Genomic DNA, 20288 nt, shown 5'->3' with positions numbered 1-20288 from the left:
ATTTAAACTATCTTGATTTTTTATGGGTCTAGACCGACTTAGGAGTTAAAGCAAAACCAATGTTGGAGGAGATGCGCTATATCAAAAGGCTGCTACCAGCCATCATCGCGTTGGTGCTAGTTGTTGCCTGTGGTGGGTCATCCCCCACAACTCAGCTGGTCATCCCAGAGCAGGGACACGCTGTCGAAACCGCATTAGGTGAGGTGATTGTTCCCCAATCACCCCAGCGGGTGGTAGTGCTGTCTCAGAATGCGCTTGATAACAGTCTGGCCCTGGGGATTAAGCCCATTGCCTCTACCTATTCAGGATTTCCCCAGCGCTCCAACTACGGCAATTTTGCCAGCTATTTGGCAGATAAAAGCGACGGAATTGTCAATATCGGCCATTCATCTCAACCTAATTTTGAAGCTATCCTGGAGCTAAAACCAGACCTGATTTTGAGTAATGTAGAGGACCACCGTACCTTCTATAATACGCTCTCCCAAATTGCCCCAACGGTACTGGTTGAGACCCGCGCCGATGCCATTACCACCTATGCTACGGCCTTGGGTAAACCAGAACAGGGGCAAGCACTGATTCAAGATTTTCAGGCTAGGGTTCAAGACTTTCGGCAACAGATGGGTGATCGTCTGGAAACCACTGAAGTTTCCGTGCTACGATTTCGCCCCGATCAGGTGCGCTTATATATGCGGAATTCATTTTGTGGCTACATTTTAGAGCAGGTGGGGCTGCCTCGCCCACCGTCTCAGGCCAAGGCAAAATTTTACGAAACGGTTAGCCTCGAAGCCATTCCCGCTATGGATGGGGATGTTATTTTTTACTTTCAAGACAATCCTCAAAACTCCATGGCTCAAAAGGTCACTCGCCATCCCCTCTGGCAACAGCTTGGGGCAGTACAACAAGAGAAAGTATATCCAGTATCCTTTGATACTTGGTTTTTGGGAAATGGGATTTTGGCAGCTAACGCGTTGTTAGATGATTTGTTCAAATACTTAGTTGATACCCCAGTGTGATGTCATCCCAATCCATTACCACTTGCCCCGACATCGATCTCTGTGCTGTGTTTTCTAAGCACAGCGGTGAAGATCCGATCGGGTCAGCCCCAGAGTGCGATCGCTACCTCATTGTTGAGGTGCCCATGCCCTGGGGACGTAATGTGCTACAGAGTAAAAATTTTCCAGCAGCCTTACTACCACTGCTATTACAAGCAGCGGCCCGCAGCACCAAGGGGCGTTGTCTAGCAATTGCTCCAGAGCCACGCTACCATCGGCCAGGCTACCGCCGCATTATTTACTTTCAGCGCCCTGCAGAACAGTTTTCTGTCTACGATAAGCAAGAGTTTTGGCTACCTGAGCATCTTGTGGTGCCACTGGTCAACGCCCTATCTACACCGGCCAAACTTAAAGCTTTTGAGGCCTATCGCCAGCCAGCTACAACGCGAGACTTTCTAGTTTGCGCCCATGCCGAGTTAGATATCTGCTGTGGTCGCTTTAGCCGACCCATTTATGAAAGGCTTAACACCTATGCTCAAAAAGATACCGTCCGCATCTGGCGCACCAGCCATATCAGCAGCCATAGACTGGCCCCCACCCTAATTGACTTTCCCGAAGGCCGCTATTGGGGACATTTAGAACCCGATACATCTCACCATTTGGCACAACGCAACAGATCTGTGACCGATTTAAGATCCTACTACCGAGGCTGGGCTGGGCTGCCACCCCTGGCCCAGATCGTAGAGCGAGAGATTTTTATGGAGAGAGGCTGGGACTGGTGTACCTACCGTCAGTCAGGCTGGGTATCGGCTATAGATGAGGCCCGTTCTCAGGTGCAAATTGACTTTACTAGCCCGGATGGAGAAACAGGCTGTTACCGCGCCACCGTAACAGTCAATGGCACCGTGATGACGTTACACAATTCGGGCAAAGGTGATTTCAGTCCAGTTAAGCAATACAAAATTAGCAACTTAGAACAACTGTAATGCCCGTCTACCCTGTATTTAGCCATGTCACCATTGACGCGTACTGACGGCGACTTTTGATCAGGATTCTGACCTTGGCGTAGTTTGGAAACACCAACGTACGCCAAGGCCAAAACCAATTTTCAGTAAGCGTTAGGAGTTTAGCTAATGCTGTTAAACCCTTGCTGTTACCATTCCATCAAATACATAAGACGTATGGTTCGGCCTCGACCTCCGACATAGTTACGATCGTCAAACCCCGACAAAAATTGAGCTGTAGCTGGATAGTATTGGATGTCAAAGATATTCTCAACACCCAGTTGCAACCTGCCTGAGCCAATATCCACACTACTGATAAAGTCAATCGTGGTATAGCTCTCAATCGATAAGGGCTCAATGCCTTCATCAGCGGCTCGACTACGACCGCCTACGATCAAGGCCTGTAGACGATTAGTCCAGCCAGGTAGGGTTTCATTTTCCACATAAGCGGTAAATTTAATCGGAGAAATTTCGCCACTATTCAAGGGGTCAAAATCATCATCTCGATCCACATCATTTTCACCTTCAGACCAACCAACCGTACCGCCAATGCCCCAGGTGTCTGCTGGTTGCCAATCCACTGTGGCTTCTACACCATATATCCGCTGAGGGGCACGCTGAATAGTCAGCAAACCATCTTCGTTGGGCACCAGACTTGAACCCAGGTCTGATGTGTTGTAAAAACCGCTGAGGCTCGTTTGAATCGATGGCCAATTACCGCGCACACCAATTTCATATTCAGTAACTTTGATCGGTTGAGTAATATCCAAATCGTCCTCAATACTAGTAAAGCCAGGGGGGGGCAAGCGTAAGACTCGACTAAACTCAGGCACACTGAAGCTCTGGGCAAAGCTGGCAAAGAGTGAAACCTCGTCAACAGGCTGATAAACCGTACTAGCGTTAAAAACAACGTCATCAAAGTTGCGATTGCCACCTTCAATATTGCGACTGCCAGTGACTGAAAAATAGTCATCCACGTCAAGGTTGATATTTTCATAACGCACCCCACCCCGCAGCAGCCACGATTCACTGGGCTCCCAATCAAGCTGAGTGAAAAGACCCAGACTATTCACCCGATAAGGGGGGGTAAAGTCAAATTCTTGGAGCGGGGTTAGTCGCTGCTCATTGTCAAATGTTGTTGCATCAAACTGGGCCGTAATCTGTTGATTTTTCTGATTTTCATAGTCTGCACCCCACAGTAGGTTAAGGGTTTCATTCCTGGTTAAAGGGGTTTCAACCTGTAGTCGCCCGCCCCAGCGTTCGGCCTCAAGACGTGATTGAAACAGAAAGGGAAAGAAATCGATGCCGAGACGACCATCAGCAAATTCACCACGGGCGAGCGTATTTTGGTAATACAATTGTCCTCGCAATTCGCTACCCCATAGATCATCATGGGAATAGCTCAAGTTTGTGACCAGGCTCCGATCTGTTGGATTATTTTCTCGTTCAAAACCAGGGATCTTCAAGGCCCGAGCAGTTTGTCGACCAGGAATAAGGAGGGTTTCGGGACTAGCAATAAACTCCGTATCTCGCTGGGAATTAAAGTAGTTAATTGTGAAATCGAATTGCTCTTGGTCGCTGGGCTCATAGTTAAATTTGCCCAACAGGTTGTAGCTGGTGGTATCGCTCAGACTCGACTCTGAAACGTTACGATTACCGTCGGCATCGAAAAAGCTACCGGTTTCGTCACGGGATAGGATCAATCTATAGGCGGAGCGTTCAAATCCTTCTGAAATATTGATAGCAAAATTAGTGCCAAAGCCATCGTCCTCTAGGTCACCTAATGATGCGCTACCGCCAACCCGAGTTTCCAGAATCGCTTGACCATCTTCGGGACGACGGGTGATGATGTTGATGACGCCACCGGTACTTTGGCCACCAAAAATGGCGCTGGGGCCACGAATCACCTCGACTCGCTCAATGGCAGAGGGGTCAATACTACGCAGTTCTTGGCGATTAACCCGAAAGTTAGTGGACAGCGGTACACCGTCAATTAAGATGGCAGCTTCTCGACCTCGAAGGGTTTGCCCACGGGTGGTGCGTAACTGGTTCGGGGGGCCAAATCCTGGCACTAAATTGCCTAACGTATCAGCAAGATCGTTGGAGAGAATAGACTGTTGTTCGATTTGTTCTCGCTCAATGACGGTGATGGAACGTCCGATGTCGTCTATGGACTCTTCGGTACGGGTGGCCGTAACAACTAAGCGCAGGGGAGCTGCGTCTTCCAGTCCCTCTGCCGATTCATCAGTGGGTCCAGGGGGATCGCCAGAGGGATCGGTGGTTACGGGCTCGCCATCGGGGGACGCTGGGTCAGTGACGACGGTGCTGACGGCGAAAATTAGACCTCCAGGCTGCTGATCAATTTCAACGGCTGGGGCAGTATCTTGCCCGACAATCGTTACCTGAATACGGTTGGTGGCCAGGGATTTAACCGTAATTGATTCGATCCCCGTAGCCGGATTGTCTTGCTGAAAGGTATCCCCCTCGGAGGTTTGAAGTTGGGCGTCAACAACATCGACAACAATTGTGTTGTCGCCACTGCGATTGATAAAGGTTTGTAGGGGGGCCTCAGTGGGAGATTCAAGGGTGAGTGACAACCCTGTGTCAGTTTGGGTCAGCTGTACAGCAGTAATTATGGACGTCTGTGCATAGACAGGTTGCGCGATCGCAACCGTAATCGCACTTGCGATCCCAAGCGTACAGGTTCCTAAAGACAATTTCATCATCATTCCTCACACACAAATAATGGGGCCCTAAGCCAAGTAACTGGGGCCTAAACTCGCGGGTCTCAGACATCGCTGTTGCCACGCTAAAGCTAAATATTGTCAATTAAGAGACCAAAAAATGGATTTTTAATGAGAATATTATCAAAAACCTAAAGGGCAAAACACTCCCTTGTCAAGCTCATCATGGACGTCAAGAAAATAATTAAAACCATTGATTTGCATAGAGTAACTGCATTGACTATCTAACTTCTTGCGAATGAGAGCTGAGTCATCTATACTCACTATTGCGAAATGGTATCAATTAATAAGTTTGAGTTTTAATCTCATTCGCAAATGTATTGCCTCCGCAATTCGCAAATGTATTGCCTCCGGCACTCCGGTTCGCTCCCGTTTACCTCAACCTGTTGGGTCCGTCTACCTCATCTATTAGCCCTACTCCATGCCCCATCTGACCTTTAACTGTCTCCAGGGTGTTAGCCCAGGTTTGACCTGGGTTGATCTCCTTAGGGAGAGAGCGGCACAACAGCCCTCTCGAATTGCCTTCCAAATGTGGAATGACGGTGTAGTGTCGTCTGAACAATTAACCTATGGCGATTTAGACTGCCGCAGTCGAGCGATCGCCGCCCAGATGCAGCGATTAAATCTCCAGGGAGAGCGCGTACTCCTGCTCTGTCCCCCTGGATTAGACTATGTTTTGGCATTTTGTGCCTGTTTGTATGCGGGTGCGATCGCTGTGCCGATACAGCCACCTCGCCCCAATCAGTCCCTAGAGCGATTTCAAGGTGTTGCTGCTGATACGCAAGCTGCGCTGATTTTGACAACGTCTGCTCAGCAGTTCCAACCCAGACCCCTGTCGAACATTCCCACGCTTCAGCTAGATTCTGTTCTTGCTACAGCGGCAACTGCCTGGCAGTCACCCAACATTGATCCTGAAGCAATCGCCTTCTTGCAATACACTTCGGGCTCTACCGCTGCACCGAAGGGGGTAAAAATTAGCCATCGTAATCTCATCCATAACGTTGCTGCCATTAGCCATAAGTTTGAGTTAAACAACCGTAGCGAGGGAGTGTGCTGGCTACCGCCGTATCACGATATGGGACTGATCGGCGGCATTCTCACATCTCTATACCAAGGATTGACCACCACACTGATGTCGCCCGTGGACTTTTTACAACGTCCCCTGCGCTGGTTACAGGCTATTTCCCGCACCCAAGCAACCATCAGTGGCGGTCCCAATTTTGCCTATGACCGTTGTGTAGAACGGTTCAAGCCAGAACAATGCGTGGGACTGGACTTAAGTCATTGGTCAGTGGCCTTTACGGGGGCGGAACCAATCCGGATGGCCACCCTTGAGCGCTTTGCTGCAACATTTGCCGATTATGGGTTTTGCCCTGAGGCATTCTATCCCTGCTATGGCATGGCCGAGGCGACGTTAATGATCACCGGTGGCGATCGCACCAGTGCCCCCAAACAATTAACCGTAGATGAGAAAAAACTAGCGGACCATCGCATTCAGCCTGCCGACCAGGGACGCTTGCTAGTGGGCTGTGGACAGGTGATTGACTCAGGTCAGCTGATAATTGTTAATCCCCAAACCCTGACGCGGTGCCAACCCAACGAAGTTGGAGAAATTTGGGTGACTAGCCCCAGCGTCGCCCAGGGCTATTGGCAGCAGCCACAGCTAAGCCAAGAAACCTTTCATGCCCACCTGGCTGACCCTGGGGCTGGACCTTTCCTACGCACAGGGGATTTGGGCTGTCTGCAAAATGGAGAGCTGTTTGTGACCGGGAGGATAAAGGAAGTCATGATTATCCACGGTCGCAATCACTATGCCAGCGATGTGGAAGCCACCGTGGCTGCTAGCCATCCGGCTTTTCGGACCACATGGGGAGCCGCGTTTACCGTGGATCGACATGAACAAACTCAGTTGGTTGTTGTACAAGAAGTCGGACGGGTGTGGCTGCGGCGATTAGAGCCTAAGCCCATCATCCGAGCCATTAAGCAAACCGTGAGCCAGGTTCATGGCCTGCGGGTGGAAACCATCGTGCTCGTTAAGCCTGGAAGTATTCCTAAAACCTCCAGCGGCAAGATTCAACGTTCTCGCTGTCGTTCACAATTTTTGGCTGGGCAGCTGCATCCCATTCCCATGGCCCAACCTGCAAACACTCGTTAATTGTGAGCAACTGTGAGCAAGGCTTCTCCTATGAATTCATCCGTTAACCCGCAACCATCTGTTATGGACCAACCAACGATAGCAAACATTGAGGCTTGGCTGTCTGAGAGACTGGCAGAGTCTCTGGGCACCACAATTGAGGGCATTGATCCAGATGCGCCTTTTGACAGCTATGGACTCGATTCTACCGAAGTAATTGGGCTGTCAGGAGAACTTGAGGAGTGGTTGCAGCGACAGGTTTCACCCACATTGCTTTACGACTATCCCACGATTGCCACCCTGGCTGAACACTTAGGAGACCTGTCCTTAGAAACTGAGGGGCAAGAGAGCTAGTACTTTATGGCGTAAGTTTGTCCACCATCCAATGTGGATGAGTCGATGGGTGGATGGGTGGATGCAAGGGTGCCAAATTTTTGCCATCGGGTACTAGGTCTTTGGCATTCCTGGCGAGAACAGTCTGTTTAAGAGCGACATTTGGCCAAGCCGATGCCATGGATGATGGCTCTGGCCAGGCAGCAGTGAACCAATGACCATTTGTTAATCTGCACTGAGAGGCATTCTAAACGATGAACCCAATTGCGATTGTCGGTTTGGCCTGCCGGTTTCCGGGGGGCGACAATGCCGATAACTTTTGGCAGTTCCTGTGCCAGGGAGGTGATGCCATGACGTCAGCTGCACCCAGAGAACTGCCAGGGCTAGCCACCACCGGATGGGGGGGGTTCCTGTCCCATATCGATCAGTTTGATGCAGCGTTTTTTGGGATTTCCCCCCGTGAAGCGGCCTATCTCGATCCCCAACAGCGGCTGTTATTGGAAGTTTGTTGGGAGAGTTTAGAGCAGGCGGCTATTGCACCTCAATCCTTAGCGGGCAGCCGTACAGGGGTATTTGTTGGCATTAGTCACAGTGACTATGGTTATCTTTTGGGTCAACACCACAGCCCAGAGAGCGACGTGAGCCCCTACAGTGCCACTGGGACGGCGCTTTGTGTGGCCGCTAATAGAATCTCCTATGCCCTCAATTTAAAGGGGCCTAGTCTAGCCGTTGATACTGCCTGTTCATCGTCGCTGGTGGCCGTACACCTGGCAGGGCAAAGCCTGGCGGCTGGCGGCTGTGACTTAGCGCTGGTAGGGGGGGTGAATTTAATTCTCAGACCCGAGGTGACGGAGGTGTTTCAACAGGCCGGGATGATGGCCGTTGATGGCCACTGCAAGACGTTTGATGCTGCCGCCGATGGCTATGTGCGCTCAGAAGGGTGTGGCGTTGTGGTGTTGAAGCGACTGGCTGATGCTGAACAGGCGGGAGATCGGATCTTAGCGGTGGTACAGGGTTCAGCCGTTAATCAGGATGGGCTGAGTAACGGTCTAACCGCCCCCAACGGCCCTGCCCAACAGGCGGTTATTCGTCAGGCATTGACCCAGGCCCAGGTGCCTGCCGCCCATGTTAGCTACGTTGAAACCCATGGTACGGGGACACCCCTGGGGGATCCGATTGAAGTGAATGCGCTAAAAACGGTGCTAATGGCGGGTCGTTCCTCCCAACAGCCCTGTGCCCTAGGGGCGCTAAAGGCCAACGTCGGTCACATGGAAGCGGCGGCTGGCATTGCGAGTCTGATTAAGGTGGTACTAGCACTACAGCATCGCTACATTCCGGCCCATGGGCATTTACATCAACTCAATCCCCGCATCGACCTGACGGACACGCCGTTGTTTATTCCTCAGCAAGGTTGCCAGTGGCCGTCATCGGTTGGTGTGGATCGACCGATAGCGGGGGTGAGTGCCTTTAGCTTTGGGGGGACCAATGCCCATGTAATTGTGTCTGCGGCATCCAGCTCCCCGACGCCTGCCTCGACTTCTGTTGCTGCTCCCGCCTGGCACAGCCTGATGCTAACGGCTAAATCGGAGCCTGCTTTGACCGCCCTGGCGGGTCGCTATGCGGAGTTTTTGCAGGCCCATCCTGGGGTGAATCTGGCAGATGTCTGTTGGACAGCCCATATGGGGCGTTCTATCTTTTCTCATCGGGCGATGGTGGTGGCGGATTCGTTAGAGGGGATGAGATCGCACCTCACTGATATGGCCCAGGGGAAAAATTCGACCGCTGTGGCTATGGCGAAAGCTCCCCGTCGTCCCCAGCGAGACATTGCATTTTTGTTTACGGGGCAGGGGGCACAGTATGTCGGCATGGGACGACAACTCTATGACACACAGCCCGTGTTTCGACGCATCTTAGATGAGTGCGATGCTGCCTTGCAATCTGAGCTAGACCCGTCGCTCCTGACAGTATTGTTTACGGAAACAGAAGAGCAGGCAAACAGACTACACCAAACAGCGTATACCCAGCCCGCCCTATTTGCTTTGGAATATGCCCTTAGTGAACTGTGGCGGAGCTGGGGGATTGTCCCCACGGTTGTTCTAGGCCATAGCCTGGGAGAATATGCTGCTGCCTGTGCGGCGGGGTGCTTAAGCTGGACAGATGGGCTGCGGCTTGTGACCCTGCGTTCTCGTCTGATGCAACAGTTGCCGCTAGATGGCACCATGGCCGCCGTATTTGCTGCACCTGAACAACTACAGCCCTTAATAGAGACCTTAGATGGGGTGGAAATTGCTGTCATCAACGGACCCGGCAACACCGTCATCTCTGGTAACAAAACAGCTGTGGACTCCGTCTTAAAAATTCTTGCTGATCAGGGGATTCGTACCCGCCCCCTACCTGTTTCTCACGCCTTTCATTCGACGTTAATGGAGCCAATGCTCGCGGAATTCGCAACATTTGCCCAAACCCTGACCTATGCATCCCCAAAAATCCCGCTAATTTCTAATTTGACGGGCCAGCCGTTAACAGCGGCCCCAGATGCCGATTACTGGTGTCAACAGCTGCGCCAACCGGTTCAGTTTGCCACTGGTTTAAAGACCTTGCTGGCCCAACGCCCTAATCTATGGCTTGAAATTGGGCCACAGCCCACGCTGCTAGGAATCGCACAGCGCAGTTTTTCTGAAGCTACCAAACCTTGGCTGCCCTCCCTGGTGCCGAAGCAAGATGACGAATGCGTGATGCTAAAAACCCTCAGTCAACTAGCTGTTCGAGGGTTTACCGTCGATTGGGCCGCTATCAATCAAACCCAGGGGCAGCGGATTGCCCTACCCACCTATCCTTTTCAACGCCAGTCCTATTGGTTTATGCCGACATCTCCCACACGACCTACCCCCACGGACACCGCCAAGGTCCTAGTAACGTCCAACCAAGTTGCCCAGATACAGACAGAATTGCAAACGCTGGTGGCCAAGCTGCTAAAGATCGCGCCAGAAGCCGTTGATTCGCAAGCGCCATTCCTGGAAATGGGCGCTGATTCTATCGTGCTGATTGAAGCTGTTCAGGCCATTGAAGCCCGATTTGGTGTGACGGTCACCATTCGGCAATTCTTTGAAGATCTACAGACTCTAGAGGCATTATCTAACTTTATCGCTCAGCAAACGGCAGATGGGACCAACCGTAATTCCGATCATAGTCCCAACAGTAGTACTGGGACGCCCGCAGCGACCGACTCTCCCCCACTCAACAACAGAGAACCACTCACTGTAACAACAGCATTTCCAGAAATGTCTGTGGGGACAAGTCCTGTGGTTGCTACCACAGGCTTAGAGCAGATTGTGTCACAACAGATGCAGCTAATGACACAACAGATTGAGCTGCTGCGTCATGCCCAGCAAGGCACCCAAATGCCAGCCACGGTCTCTCCAGCCACGGTCTCTCCACCACGGCCCCCACAAAAACCGGCCCCGCCACATGTCTCCTCTCCACCCCCCACAACAGTACCCGCAGCTCATCAGTCCCTAACTGAATCACAGCAGCACTATCTCCACACATTTATTCAGCGCTACACCCAGCGCACGGCTGAGTCAAAACGTCGTAAGCAGACTAGCCATCCCTATTTAGCCGATAGTCGTGCCTGTGCCGGATTTCGGCCCTCCATCAAAGAGATGCTCTATCCCATTGTGGGTACCCGAGCTGAAGGGGCTCGACTGTGGGATATCGATGGCAACGAATACATCGACATCACCATGGGGTTTGGAGTCTATCTATTTGGTCACCGCCCCGACTTTGTTCAGCAAGCGATCGCAACCCAGCTACAGCGCGGCATTCAAATCGGTCCCCAGGCAGAACTAGCGGGAGATGTGGCCAAACTCATCCATGAACTGACGGGCATGGAACGGGTCACCTTTACCCAGTCCGGCTCAGAGGCCGTGATGACGGCTCTACGGTTAGCCCGCACGGCCACGCAACGCCGTCTCATTGTCAGATTTGAGAACGCTTACCACGGTCACTTTGACGGAGTCCTAGCTAGATCAGCAGAAGATAATGCTGGCGTGCCCATCGCTCCAGGCACTCCCCCCGGCATGGTGGCGGATGTGCTGGTGCTACCCTATGGCGACTCTACTGCACTTCAGGTGATTCAGAACCGGGCCTCTGAACTTGCCGCCGTCTTAGTAGAACCCGTGCAAAGCCGTCGCCCCGGTTTACAACCACAAGACTTTCTGCAAGATCTACGTCGCATCACCCAGGACCATGGGGTGGCGCTCATCTTTGATGAGATTATTACGGGCTTTCGCATTCATCCCGGTGGAGCCCAAACCTGGTTTGGCGTGGAGGCCGACTTGGCCACCTATGGCAAAGTGTTGGGCGGCGGCATACCCATTGGTGTTGTTGCCGGTAAGGCCCAATACATGGATGGCATTGACGGTGGTCTCTGGCACTATGGCGATGACTCTTATCCGGGTGTGGAGCGTACTTTTTTTGCCGGAACATTTTGCAAACCCCCCCTGGCGATGGCCGCTGCTAAAGCTGTTCTGCTACACCTTCAGCAGCAGGGAGCAGACCTACAAAAACAGCTGAACCAGCGCACTGAGATATTTGCCCAGCGGCTAAATACGTTCTTTAGCCAGGCCGAAGTGCCGATCGAGATCGTGCAGTTTGGTTCGCTCTTTCGGTTTGCCTTTACCGGCAATTATGATTTGTTGTTTTATCACCTGATTGAGCAGGGAATCTATGTCTGGGAAGGACGTAACTGTTTTCTCTCCACCGCCCACACAGAGGCCGACATTGAACAAATCATCCAGGCGGTCCAAACAGCGGTGGCCCAAATGCAAAAGGGAGGCTTTCTGCCGGGAAAGTCATTGACGGCAGCTCAGGTACTGCCCTTGACCGAAAGCCAGCAAGAGATTTGGCTATTAACGCAGCTCAATCCTGATGCCTCCCTTGCCTATACAGAATGTGTCTGGTTAGAGTTGCGGGGGCCATTGCATGAGTCGGCGCTACGCCAGAGCCTGCAACAGCTGATTGACCGCCATGACGCGCTACGAACTGGAATTGTCTCCACCGGCACAACCCAGCAGGTAGTCCCCAGTCTGACATTCACCTTGCCGTTCATTGACTTGAGTGCCCTCAGCTCCGAGAAAAAGACTCTCGAAGTTCAGCATTGGCTACAGCGAGAACAACACCACGTTTTTGACCTCACCCAGCCGCCCCTACTGCGCATGCAGGCTCTGAAATTGGCGGAACAACACCATGGTTTGGTACTTACCGTCCATCACATTGTCGTAGATGGCTGGTCCACTCAGATTTTACTCGAAGAGCTGAGTCAGCTATATAACATGGCCGTTGGGGATAACATTCAACCACTGCCGTCCCCAGGTTCCTATCGAGACTATGTCCAGCGAGTCAGCCAGGCCGCCGATGCGGCCTACTGGCAACAGCAACCCCTGCCCCAATGGCAGCTATTGACCGACAGCGAGTCGATGGGGTCACCCGATTACCACAGCACCTCCCAATCATGGCAGCTATCTGCTGAGCGCTATCGACAGTTTCAAGTTTGGAGCCAGAAACACGGTTGCACTCCCTTTATGACATTGTTGGCGGCCTTTTGTTTACTGCTACATCGCTGGAGTCAAACAACAGAATTAGCGGTGGGTATTTCTGTGGCTGGCCAGGGACAACCCGGCTGGTCGCGGCTAGTGGCTCACTGTGTGAATGTGTTGCCAGTGTATAGCCAGCTTCGCCCGGAGCAATCACTGACCGATTATCTGCATACAATTCGGACGACATTGTTAGAGTGCTACGACCATACCGACTATTCTTTAAGCCAGTGGGCGCGCTGGGCAAAAAACAACCGAGCAGAAACATCGGCTAGATCCGCCGATCCGCTACAGCCAATTGTGCCCGCGTTCTTTAACCTAGACCCATCGTTAACCACTCCTGATTTTCAAGGATTGGCCGTAGAAGCAGTGCCCCCATCCCCAGTGTATGGACGGTGGAACCTGACTTGGCACCTGAGCGAGGCTGAAAACGGCCTTCATTTAACAACGGTCTACCGCAGTGCTCTGTTTGAAGACACAACTATCGCCGGTTGGATAGCGGCCTATGACAGGCTATTAAACCTGATGATGGAATCTCCGCAAGCAACGCTGGAAGAGATCCATCAGACGTTGGACGATTTTTTAACAACCCAGACTCAGCGCCTACAGACAACGCTCGTCCAGCAAAACCGTCTAAAACTGGAAGCCACACGCCGTTCTCAAGGGATCAAAAGGATGAATTGAGCCGGCTGAGCCCATAGATGGCCTAATACGTCTATGACAACAGAATCCTCTGAAGGCTAAAACAATTTCATTTTACTAGTCTCTGCCGTGGCTTGCATCGTGGCAGAGGCTATATTGTTTTCAAAAATGAAACTAAGTATCAATAGTGATTTCGCAATGAGCATACACTATGAAAGCTTTTGTATCTTGAATTTGCAGCCTTTTTATATAAATTTTCAACATATTAGCTTGATTTCAGTATAAAAAACTACTTTCGGCATGGCTGTATTTAATGAAAATGAATATCATTAAATAGAAGGTTTCAGAAAAAGGGGCAGTACCCTCTGTCATAGTGAACATGCAGACAGCAACATTAACTCGATCTAAATCTTTAATTGGTACAGCTGTTCCAGCTAATACCTTTATCCTGCTTGAGGTGCCGCCACCGTGGGATAAGCCAGCCTTGTTGTCGTCAGGGGTGCCTGAGTCCTTAAGGAAGGTGGTTAGGTCGTTATTGGTTGCCAAGTCTGATGTGCGTGTGCACCTGATTGCTAATGAAGAGTCTGGGCAGCAACAGCGGCGGCGCATTTTAATTTTTCGGCGTGCTTGTTTGCCAACTGACAGTGGCCTCCAAACCGAGCAAGCGAATACCTTAGTGAAAGACTATGGCTGTTGGGACATTCAAGTTGAATCACCTGATGATATGGCCGTAGCCATTGATGATTTCTTTCAGCAGAAATGCCGACCCCTAAAGCTTTCATCACAGCGACACTTGATGGTATGTACCCATGCAAGCCACAATGAGTGCTGCGGTATGTATGGTTATCCATTTTATCGAGATGCGATCGCAACTGTTCAGCAACTTGGCCTGAGTGACGACGTTAAACTGTGGCAAGTTAGTCACATTGGTGGGCATCGATTTGCTCCTACACTAATTGATTTTCCCCAAGGACGTTATTACGGCAATCTGAATCAACAATCTCTGATGTGTCTGCTGAAACAATCAGGCAATATGGCACCCTTGTTATCCACCTATAGAGGTTGGAGCCTTCTACCTAAACCGCTTCAGCGTTTAGAAGCAGAGCTTTGGCGACATCATGGTTGGTCTTGGATGCAGAGCCCAGTATTTGGCCAGATTTTAAAACAATCGACAGCCTATGTATTGGCTGAGTTGACTGTTAAGTTGCCTGGTCAAAACCTGTTGCGCTACATAGCTGAAGTTCAAAATAATCAATTAAACTGTTATCCACTGGGTTCGTTGGTTGGAAGCGATATGCCCAGTTTCTCGATACGGCTTGAGTAATTGCCCCCACAACTAGGGGTACTTTCAACTGTTCTACCACCTGATGCTAGGAACTACCACTGGCAAGATAACTGCCCACGAGCTTTTGTCGAAAACAAAGTGCATAAGGCTGTATAGCTTGCTAAGCCTAGCTTATTAAGTGGCACGAGAGTTTTGCCTCCGGCTAAATCTGATCGAGAAATACTATATCGTCTGATAGTGAAGACCTATGGCGAACTTGAATGGATTCCACTACAACAATATAGTAGGTGTTTAGTGGGATAGTTATGACTATCTTCACACATATCAAAGCATCAACAGATACGGGGAAGTTGCTCACCACTGAGAAAGTCGAGAATCCGCTGGGATCCAACAGCATTTTTTATTGTGACCAATGCCCTTTGATCATCTACGACTTGTCCAATAATTTGAGCGTGTGAATGGTACTGTTGCAGGCATTTCCATACATCTGATGCCACACTTGCTGGTACAAAAGCAACAAAACGGCCTTCATTAGCGATATACAGTGGATCAAGTCCCAGAATTTCACATGCACCTTGGACTTGCTCTTCCACCGGAATCGCTATACTCTCTAGTTCAATGTTCACATGGGCAGCCAATGCAATTTCATTCAGGGCACTGGCTAACCCACCCCGAGTTAGATCCCGTAAACAGTGGATTGGCCAATGTTGCAGCAATTCAAGAACAGGTTTCACTAAGGGAGCGGAATCACTCTTTATGGTCGTTTCAAACGTCAGCCCTTCTCGGGCAGACAAAATAGCAATGCCATGACGGCCAACATCTCCACTGAGAATGATCACATCGCCTACTTGAACAGAAGAGGGACCGATTAAACCGTCGTGCTGAAGCACACCAATCCCAGATGTGTTGATAAATATCCCATCTCCCTTGCCCCGATCAACGACCTTGGTATCGCCGGTAACAATCTGTACGTGGGACTGTTGCATGGCTGCTTGGATTGACTGCACCACTTGCCACAGGGTTTCCATCGGCAGCCCCTCTTCTAGAATAAAACTAAGACTGAGATAGTGCGGTCTTGCGCCGGCCATAGCCAGATCATTGACCGTGCCATAAACAGCCAGGGAACCAATATCACCCCCTGGAAAAAACAGCGGGGTGACCACATAGGAATCGGTAGTAAATGCCAACCGGTTACCGGCCATGGTTAAACTAGCGGCATCATGCTGCCAGTCTGGGTCCGGCTGGAATGTAGCTAGCAACATAGTCTCAATGAGCTGGTGCATGAGACGTCCGCCGCCGCCATGGGCCAGAAGGACTTGAGGATATTGATGAATGGGAATGGGACAGGCAGCATGCATAACATTATCTGGGTTTAACTTGACGCCCTGCCTGGAGTTGCCCATTGAGGTGCAGGACAATGTGTTCTTCAGGCTGTAAACTGCCTGTTATCTCAGCGGCCATAGTACTGCACTGAAACACAAATCCCACTGACTGACGGCGAAACCATGTCAGGGCTTGCTCATTAAACTCCCACATGATAAACATTAGCTTAAAAATGTGAAGAAGTTGTGAGCAGACGCCCATCAGGCCATAATATAGAATTGTATTCTTCTCTTATCTTCCCTCTCTTCTACTAAAATCCACATACCACTCCATTCTTCCTCATGAGTTCCTCAAACTATTCTTTTACAGTGTAGTTGAGGACTTAGCTCAGCTGCCCAAGTTCTCTTCATCCCCTAGCCAGCCATAGGAGGAAGCAGTATGTGGACCATATTTTTTAGTGCCGCTGCAATTTTGCTCATAGCTATAAGAGTCTTTCTCACAGCCGATAAACAATTTGAAGTCATCTCTGCTGGGCTTACCGCCACGGCCTGTGTGATGATTTTGATTGGAGTTGCTCCTCCGGCACTTCAGATCGCCTTGCTAGTAGCTATTTTCCTGATTGAAAACTGGGTTTTGGATCACCAACCCAAAGCCAGTTAACTATCTACCGCAATACCCATTAGTTTCTTCGAGGAAATTATCGACTGACTTCATTGTGGATACGGTAACAAGCCCATCCATTACCCATGAGTTGACGAGGTGAGGATTAACGAATATTCACAATACCTATTGAAAATTATCGATTCCAGAACTTGTTGAGCATGCGATCGCATTCATCTCATTGAGCTAGCTACCCTGAGACTGGGGAATATCTCAAAAGTCTCAGGGTATTTTTTTTCAGGATGGAATTGTCATTACTGGACAAGACGCATGGTGCAAAACATAGTTGCTAATACTACCCAAGAACAATTCATCTAGTTTAGAACGATCAGGTTGCCGAATAACAATCAGATCAGCCTCCCAATTATCGGCCATATGACAAATAACATGACCAGTGTTACCGACATTTTGTGAAAACTCAGCCTTTACTCCAGCAGTTTGAGCCTTTTCTGCTAAAGCTTTGAGCATTGCCAACCCTTGATTTTCGACATCTTCCCACCGTTGTTGATAGCCCTGCATCAGCTCATCTGTAATGACTGGATACCGATACAAGGTTGGATTAGGAAGTGCTGGAGTACTCCTCATCTCAGGAGAGATCACATGGAGCAACATCAAACCTGCCTGATTTTGTTGCGCTAGAACAAGAGCCTGATCAAAAACACCTTGATCGGTCATAGTTGTCTGAATTGGTGCAAGTATCTTAGAAAACATAGAGCCTCGATCTAAGTGGATAATGTAGAGGGGAACATTACTATTTTTATCTATCTCTACAAAAATATCTTTAGTTGTTAATCCAAATTATTTTTTGTAATCAAGCAACGTGCTTGAAACAACAAAAGCTATCACTAAACCCCATTACCCCATCACTCATCCACCCATCGACAGCCCCAACCTGAGTCTTTTTTTGTGCAGTCCCCCAATACCATGCTCACAAGTTCCTCAAATAAAATCTTTATATTAAAGACATACGACAGATGCCACCAAACTTTTAGCTGCTGTAGCAGCTGTGTAGATACGATTGCTCAATGCTATGCCAGAACATTCCTCGCCACCTCGCTCAACTCCACCACAAAAGAATTCATCTGGATTCAAATCACCCCTAATTAATCTAGGATGGCTGGTGGTTGGGCTGTTGATCATGATGTTCACAGTTACCCGCATGCCACAACGATCTAAGGAAGTAGCCTACAGTGAGTTTCTCAACCAGGTTGAAAGTGGCCAGGTCGCTAAGGTACACATTAGTGAGCACCAGATTCAATACACTCTCAAAACATCGGCTGATCAAGAACCAGCAGACACTGAGACTGTATCGAAAACATCCGTGACCACCCCCTTACCCGATGATCCCGATCTCTCCCGTATTCTACGCAGGCATGGTGTTGAAATTACAGCCACAGCCGCCAATGAAAACAACTGGTTGGTCGGACTTTGGCTCCTTGGATTTCCCCTATTATTGTTATGGATATTATGGGGAGTCTTTGCCAATAGAATGCAAGAAGGGCCTGCTGCTCTCAATGTTGGTAAGAGTAAAGCTCGTATTTATGCCCAAGGTAGTACCCATGTCACATTTGATGATGTAGCTGGTGTAGATGAAGCGAAAGAAGAACTACAAGAAATTGTTGAGTTTTTAAAAGATGCCCAAAAATATACTCGGTTGGGAGCCAAAATCCCTAAGGGTGTTTTGCTAGTTGGCCCACCAGGAACTGGTAAAACCCTATTAGCCCGAGCCATTGCTGGCGAAGCAGAGGTGCCCTTTTTTAGCATTTCAGCCTCGGAATTTATTGAAATGTTTGTCGGTGTGGGGGCCTCTCGAGTAAGAGACCTGTTTGAACAAGCCAAAAAACAGGCTCCTTGCATTGTTTTTATCGACGAACTAGATGCACTAGGCAAATCACGTACCGCGAATAATCCCTTTTCTAGTAACGATGAACGGGAACAAACCCTGAACCAGCTTTTGGCAGAAATGGATGGATTCGAGCCAAATACAGGTGTGATTTTATTAGCGGCAACTAACCGTCCAGAGGTATTAGATCCGGCACTGCTTAGATCTGGCCGATTTGACCGACGTGTGGTGGTCGATCGCCCTGATCGTCAGGGTCGAGAAGCTATTTTGCAGGTCCATGCCAGAACAGTTCACCTATCGGATGATGTAAAACTAGCCAAACTAGCAGCCCGCACTCCTGGCTTTGCTGGGGCTGACCTGGCCAACTTAGTGAATGAAGCCGCACTCCTGGCCGCCAGGAAAAATCAAGAAGCGGTGATGATGGCTGACTTTAATGAAGCCATTGAACGGATGTTAACAGGGCTAGAAAAGAAATCACGGATCCTAAATGATTTAGAAAAACGGACCGTCGCCTATCATGAGGCAGGTCATGCCATCATTGGAACCTTAATGCCAGGCTCTGGTCATGTAGAAAAAATCTCCATTGTACCTAGAGGAGTCGCTGCATTAGGCTACACGCTTCAGTTACCAGAAGATGATCGGTTCTTGATGATGGAAGATGAGCTGCGGGGGCGACTCATGACGTTGTTGGGCGGGCGGGCCGCTGAAGAGTTGATCTTTGATAGAGTATCCACTGGCGCAAGTGATGACATTCAAAAAGCAACTGACCTGGCAGAACGCTGCATCACCCTCTATGGCATGAGTAAAACTCTCGGACCGGTAGCGATAGAGCGTAACCAGGCTCAGTTTTTAGATGGCTTTGCCCAACCTCGCCGTCCCATTAGTCCCCACCTGTCAGAAACCATTGATCAAGAGATCAAAGAACTCATTGACCAAGCGTATCAAATGGCCCTTGAAATTTTAGTTAGAAATCAAGGTGTTTTAGAAAGTATTGCCCAAAAACTGCTGCAAACAGAAACTCTAGAGGGCGATACATTAGAAACACTGTTATCAGAGCTTCGGCCATCAACAGCGCTGCAATCTTGGCTAAATCCAGGACATCAGAGGCTACAGGCAAATAACTTACGAGGAGATTGGCAGTATGAAACACCCTATTAGCTCAGATCATCACCATCCTAGCTTTACCCAAACTGTCACAAAGTTATTCGTTATTCTAGGACTCACCCTCTTGCTGATGCTCCTATGGTCTGCGCCTGTAGCCTTAGCAAAGGTACAGTTTTTGAAAGAAGCCGATCAATGGGTTTATCATTCACAACAGTCACTCACGGATACAATCGGCAATCGGTGGGATGCAACAGTACTAAAATCCATGGAACAGGATAACGCAGGCGTTTATTTATGGTTAACAACTCAATCAAACAGTGTTTATCTTGATGCTGGCCAGCCACTAGTCGTAGAGACCAATTTAGGGCAAAAATTGAGTGCCCCTAATCTTACCCAGCAACATTTTATGGGTACATTACCTGCCCCAAATGTCGGTCAATACGATATCCTTACATTGTTTGCATCTATTCAGGATGCAGAATCTCTACAGCTACAGTTACCTACAAAAACAGAGAGTCCAGTAAGGCTCTCGATTCCTGCTGATGTATTGGAGGAATGGTTAAATGTAGGAACATGCAAAGGCTTAATTTGTGGGCACCTGTAAAGCGGGCAGCTATCAGTACTTTATGA

At 49.6% G+C, this 20288-nt stretch carries 13 protein-coding genes; 9 read left to right on the top strand and 4 right to left on the bottom strand.

The features are described from left to right. Window positions 1-71 precede the first annotated feature (71 nt). Together SPB21_RS33180 and SPB21_RS33175 are read left to right on the top strand one after the other, a co-directional pair. On the top strand, window positions 72-1013 hold the full coding sequence (locus tag SPB21_RS33180; RefSeq protein WP_163670524.1) for an ABC transporter substrate-binding protein: 942 nt from the start codon (window positions 72-74) through the stop codon (window positions 1011-1013). Then, window positions 1013-1978 (top strand): ferredoxin family protein, encoded by a 966-nt coding sequence (locus SPB21_RS33175; RefSeq protein ID WP_163670522.1) that lies wholly within the window; start codon window positions 1013-1015, stop codon window positions 1976-1978. Before SPB21_RS33180 ends, SPB21_RS33175 begins: the two co-directional genes overlap by 1 nt. A 167-nt stretch (window positions 1979-2145) precedes the next feature. Here SPB21_RS33175 and SPB21_RS33170 read toward each other — a convergent pair whose 3' ends face one another. Then, window positions 2146-4725 (bottom strand): TonB-dependent receptor domain-containing protein, encoded by a 2580-nt coding sequence (locus SPB21_RS33170; protein WP_163670520.1) that lies wholly within the window; start codon window positions 4723-4725, stop codon window positions 2146-2148. Between the two features lie 436 nt (window positions 4726-5161). Between SPB21_RS33170 and SPB21_RS33165 the strand changes: the two genes are divergently transcribed. The 4 genes from SPB21_RS33165 (at window position 5162) to SPB21_RS33150 (ending at window position 14767) form a co-directional block, all read left to right on the top strand. Continuing rightward, window positions 5162-6895 carry a fatty acyl-AMP ligase gene (locus SPB21_RS33165; protein ID WP_163701677.1) on the top strand — a complete coding sequence of 578 codons (1734 nt, stop codon included), beginning with the start codon at window positions 5162-5164 and terminating at the stop codon, window positions 6893-6895. A 30-nt stretch (window positions 6896-6925) separates the two neighbouring features. Then, entirely contained in the window at window positions 6926-7228 is a 303-nt protein-coding gene (locus tag SPB21_RS33160) for an acyl carrier protein (protein WP_163670517.1), read from the top strand. Between the two features lie 233 nt (window positions 7229-7461). After that, a complete protein-coding gene (locus SPB21_RS33155; RefSeq protein WP_499869304.1) occupies window positions 7462-13485 on the top strand; it encodes an aminotransferase class III-fold pyridoxal phosphate-dependent enzyme in 6024 nt (2007 codons plus the stop codon). A gap of 337 nt (window positions 13486-13822) precedes the next feature. Then, entirely contained in the window at window positions 13823-14767 is a 945-nt protein-coding gene (locus SPB21_RS33150; RefSeq protein WP_499869302.1) for a ferredoxin family protein, read from the top strand. Between the two features lie 293 nt (window positions 14768-15060). Here SPB21_RS33150 and hypE read toward each other — a convergent pair whose 3' ends face one another. Both hypE and SPB21_RS33140 read right to left on the bottom strand, forming a co-directional pair. Beyond that, the gene (gene hypE / locus SPB21_RS33145) at window positions 15061-16086 is read right to left on the bottom strand and encodes a hydrogenase expression/formation protein HypE (protein WP_163697951.1); all 1026 of its coding nucleotides are present in this window, start codon (window positions 16084-16086) and stop codon (window positions 15061-15063) included. Between the two features lie 4 nt (window positions 16087-16090). After that, window positions 16091-16273, bottom strand: coding sequence for a hypothetical protein (locus SPB21_RS33140; protein ID WP_163670509.1), 183 nt, complete (start codon window positions 16271-16273; stop codon window positions 16091-16093). Between the two features lie 216 nt (window positions 16274-16489). Here SPB21_RS33140 and SPB21_RS33135 point away from each other — a divergent pair, with 216 nt between their 5' ends. Continuing rightward, on the top strand, window positions 16490-16711 hold the full coding sequence (locus SPB21_RS33135; RefSeq protein ID WP_163670507.1) for a hypothetical protein: 222 nt from the start codon (window positions 16490-16492) through the stop codon (window positions 16709-16711). A 237-nt stretch (window positions 16712-16948) separates the two neighbouring features. Here SPB21_RS33135 and SPB21_RS33130 read toward each other — a convergent pair whose 3' ends face one another. Next, window positions 16949-17422 carry a universal stress protein gene (locus SPB21_RS33130; RefSeq protein WP_284681669.1) on the bottom strand — a complete coding sequence of 158 codons (474 nt, stop codon included), beginning with the start codon at window positions 17420-17422 and terminating at the stop codon, window positions 16949-16951. 319 nt (window positions 17423-17741) lie between these two features. Between SPB21_RS33130 and ftsH the strand changes: the two genes are divergently transcribed. After that, window positions 17742-19712 carry an ATP-dependent zinc metalloprotease FtsH gene (gene ftsH / locus SPB21_RS33125; RefSeq protein WP_163697953.1) on the top strand — a complete coding sequence of 657 codons (1971 nt, stop codon included), beginning with the start codon at window positions 17742-17744 and terminating at the stop codon, window positions 19710-19712. Then, window positions 19696-20262 carry a DUF3122 domain-containing protein gene (locus SPB21_RS33120; protein WP_499869298.1) on the top strand — a complete coding sequence of 189 codons (567 nt, stop codon included), beginning with the start codon at window positions 19696-19698 and terminating at the stop codon, window positions 20260-20262. Before ftsH ends, SPB21_RS33120 begins: the two co-directional genes overlap by 17 nt. Window positions 20263-20288 lie beyond the last annotated feature (26 nt).

Source organism: Leptothoe sp. ISB3NOV94-8A (genome assembly GCF_043421595.1).
GTDB classification, from domain to species: Bacteria; Cyanobacteriota; Cyanobacteriia; order Phormidesmidales; family Phormidesmidaceae; genus Leptothoe; species Leptothoe turfae.
Note: the sequence above shows the minus strand (reverse complement) of the source record. Positions and strands in the feature narration are given on the sequence as shown.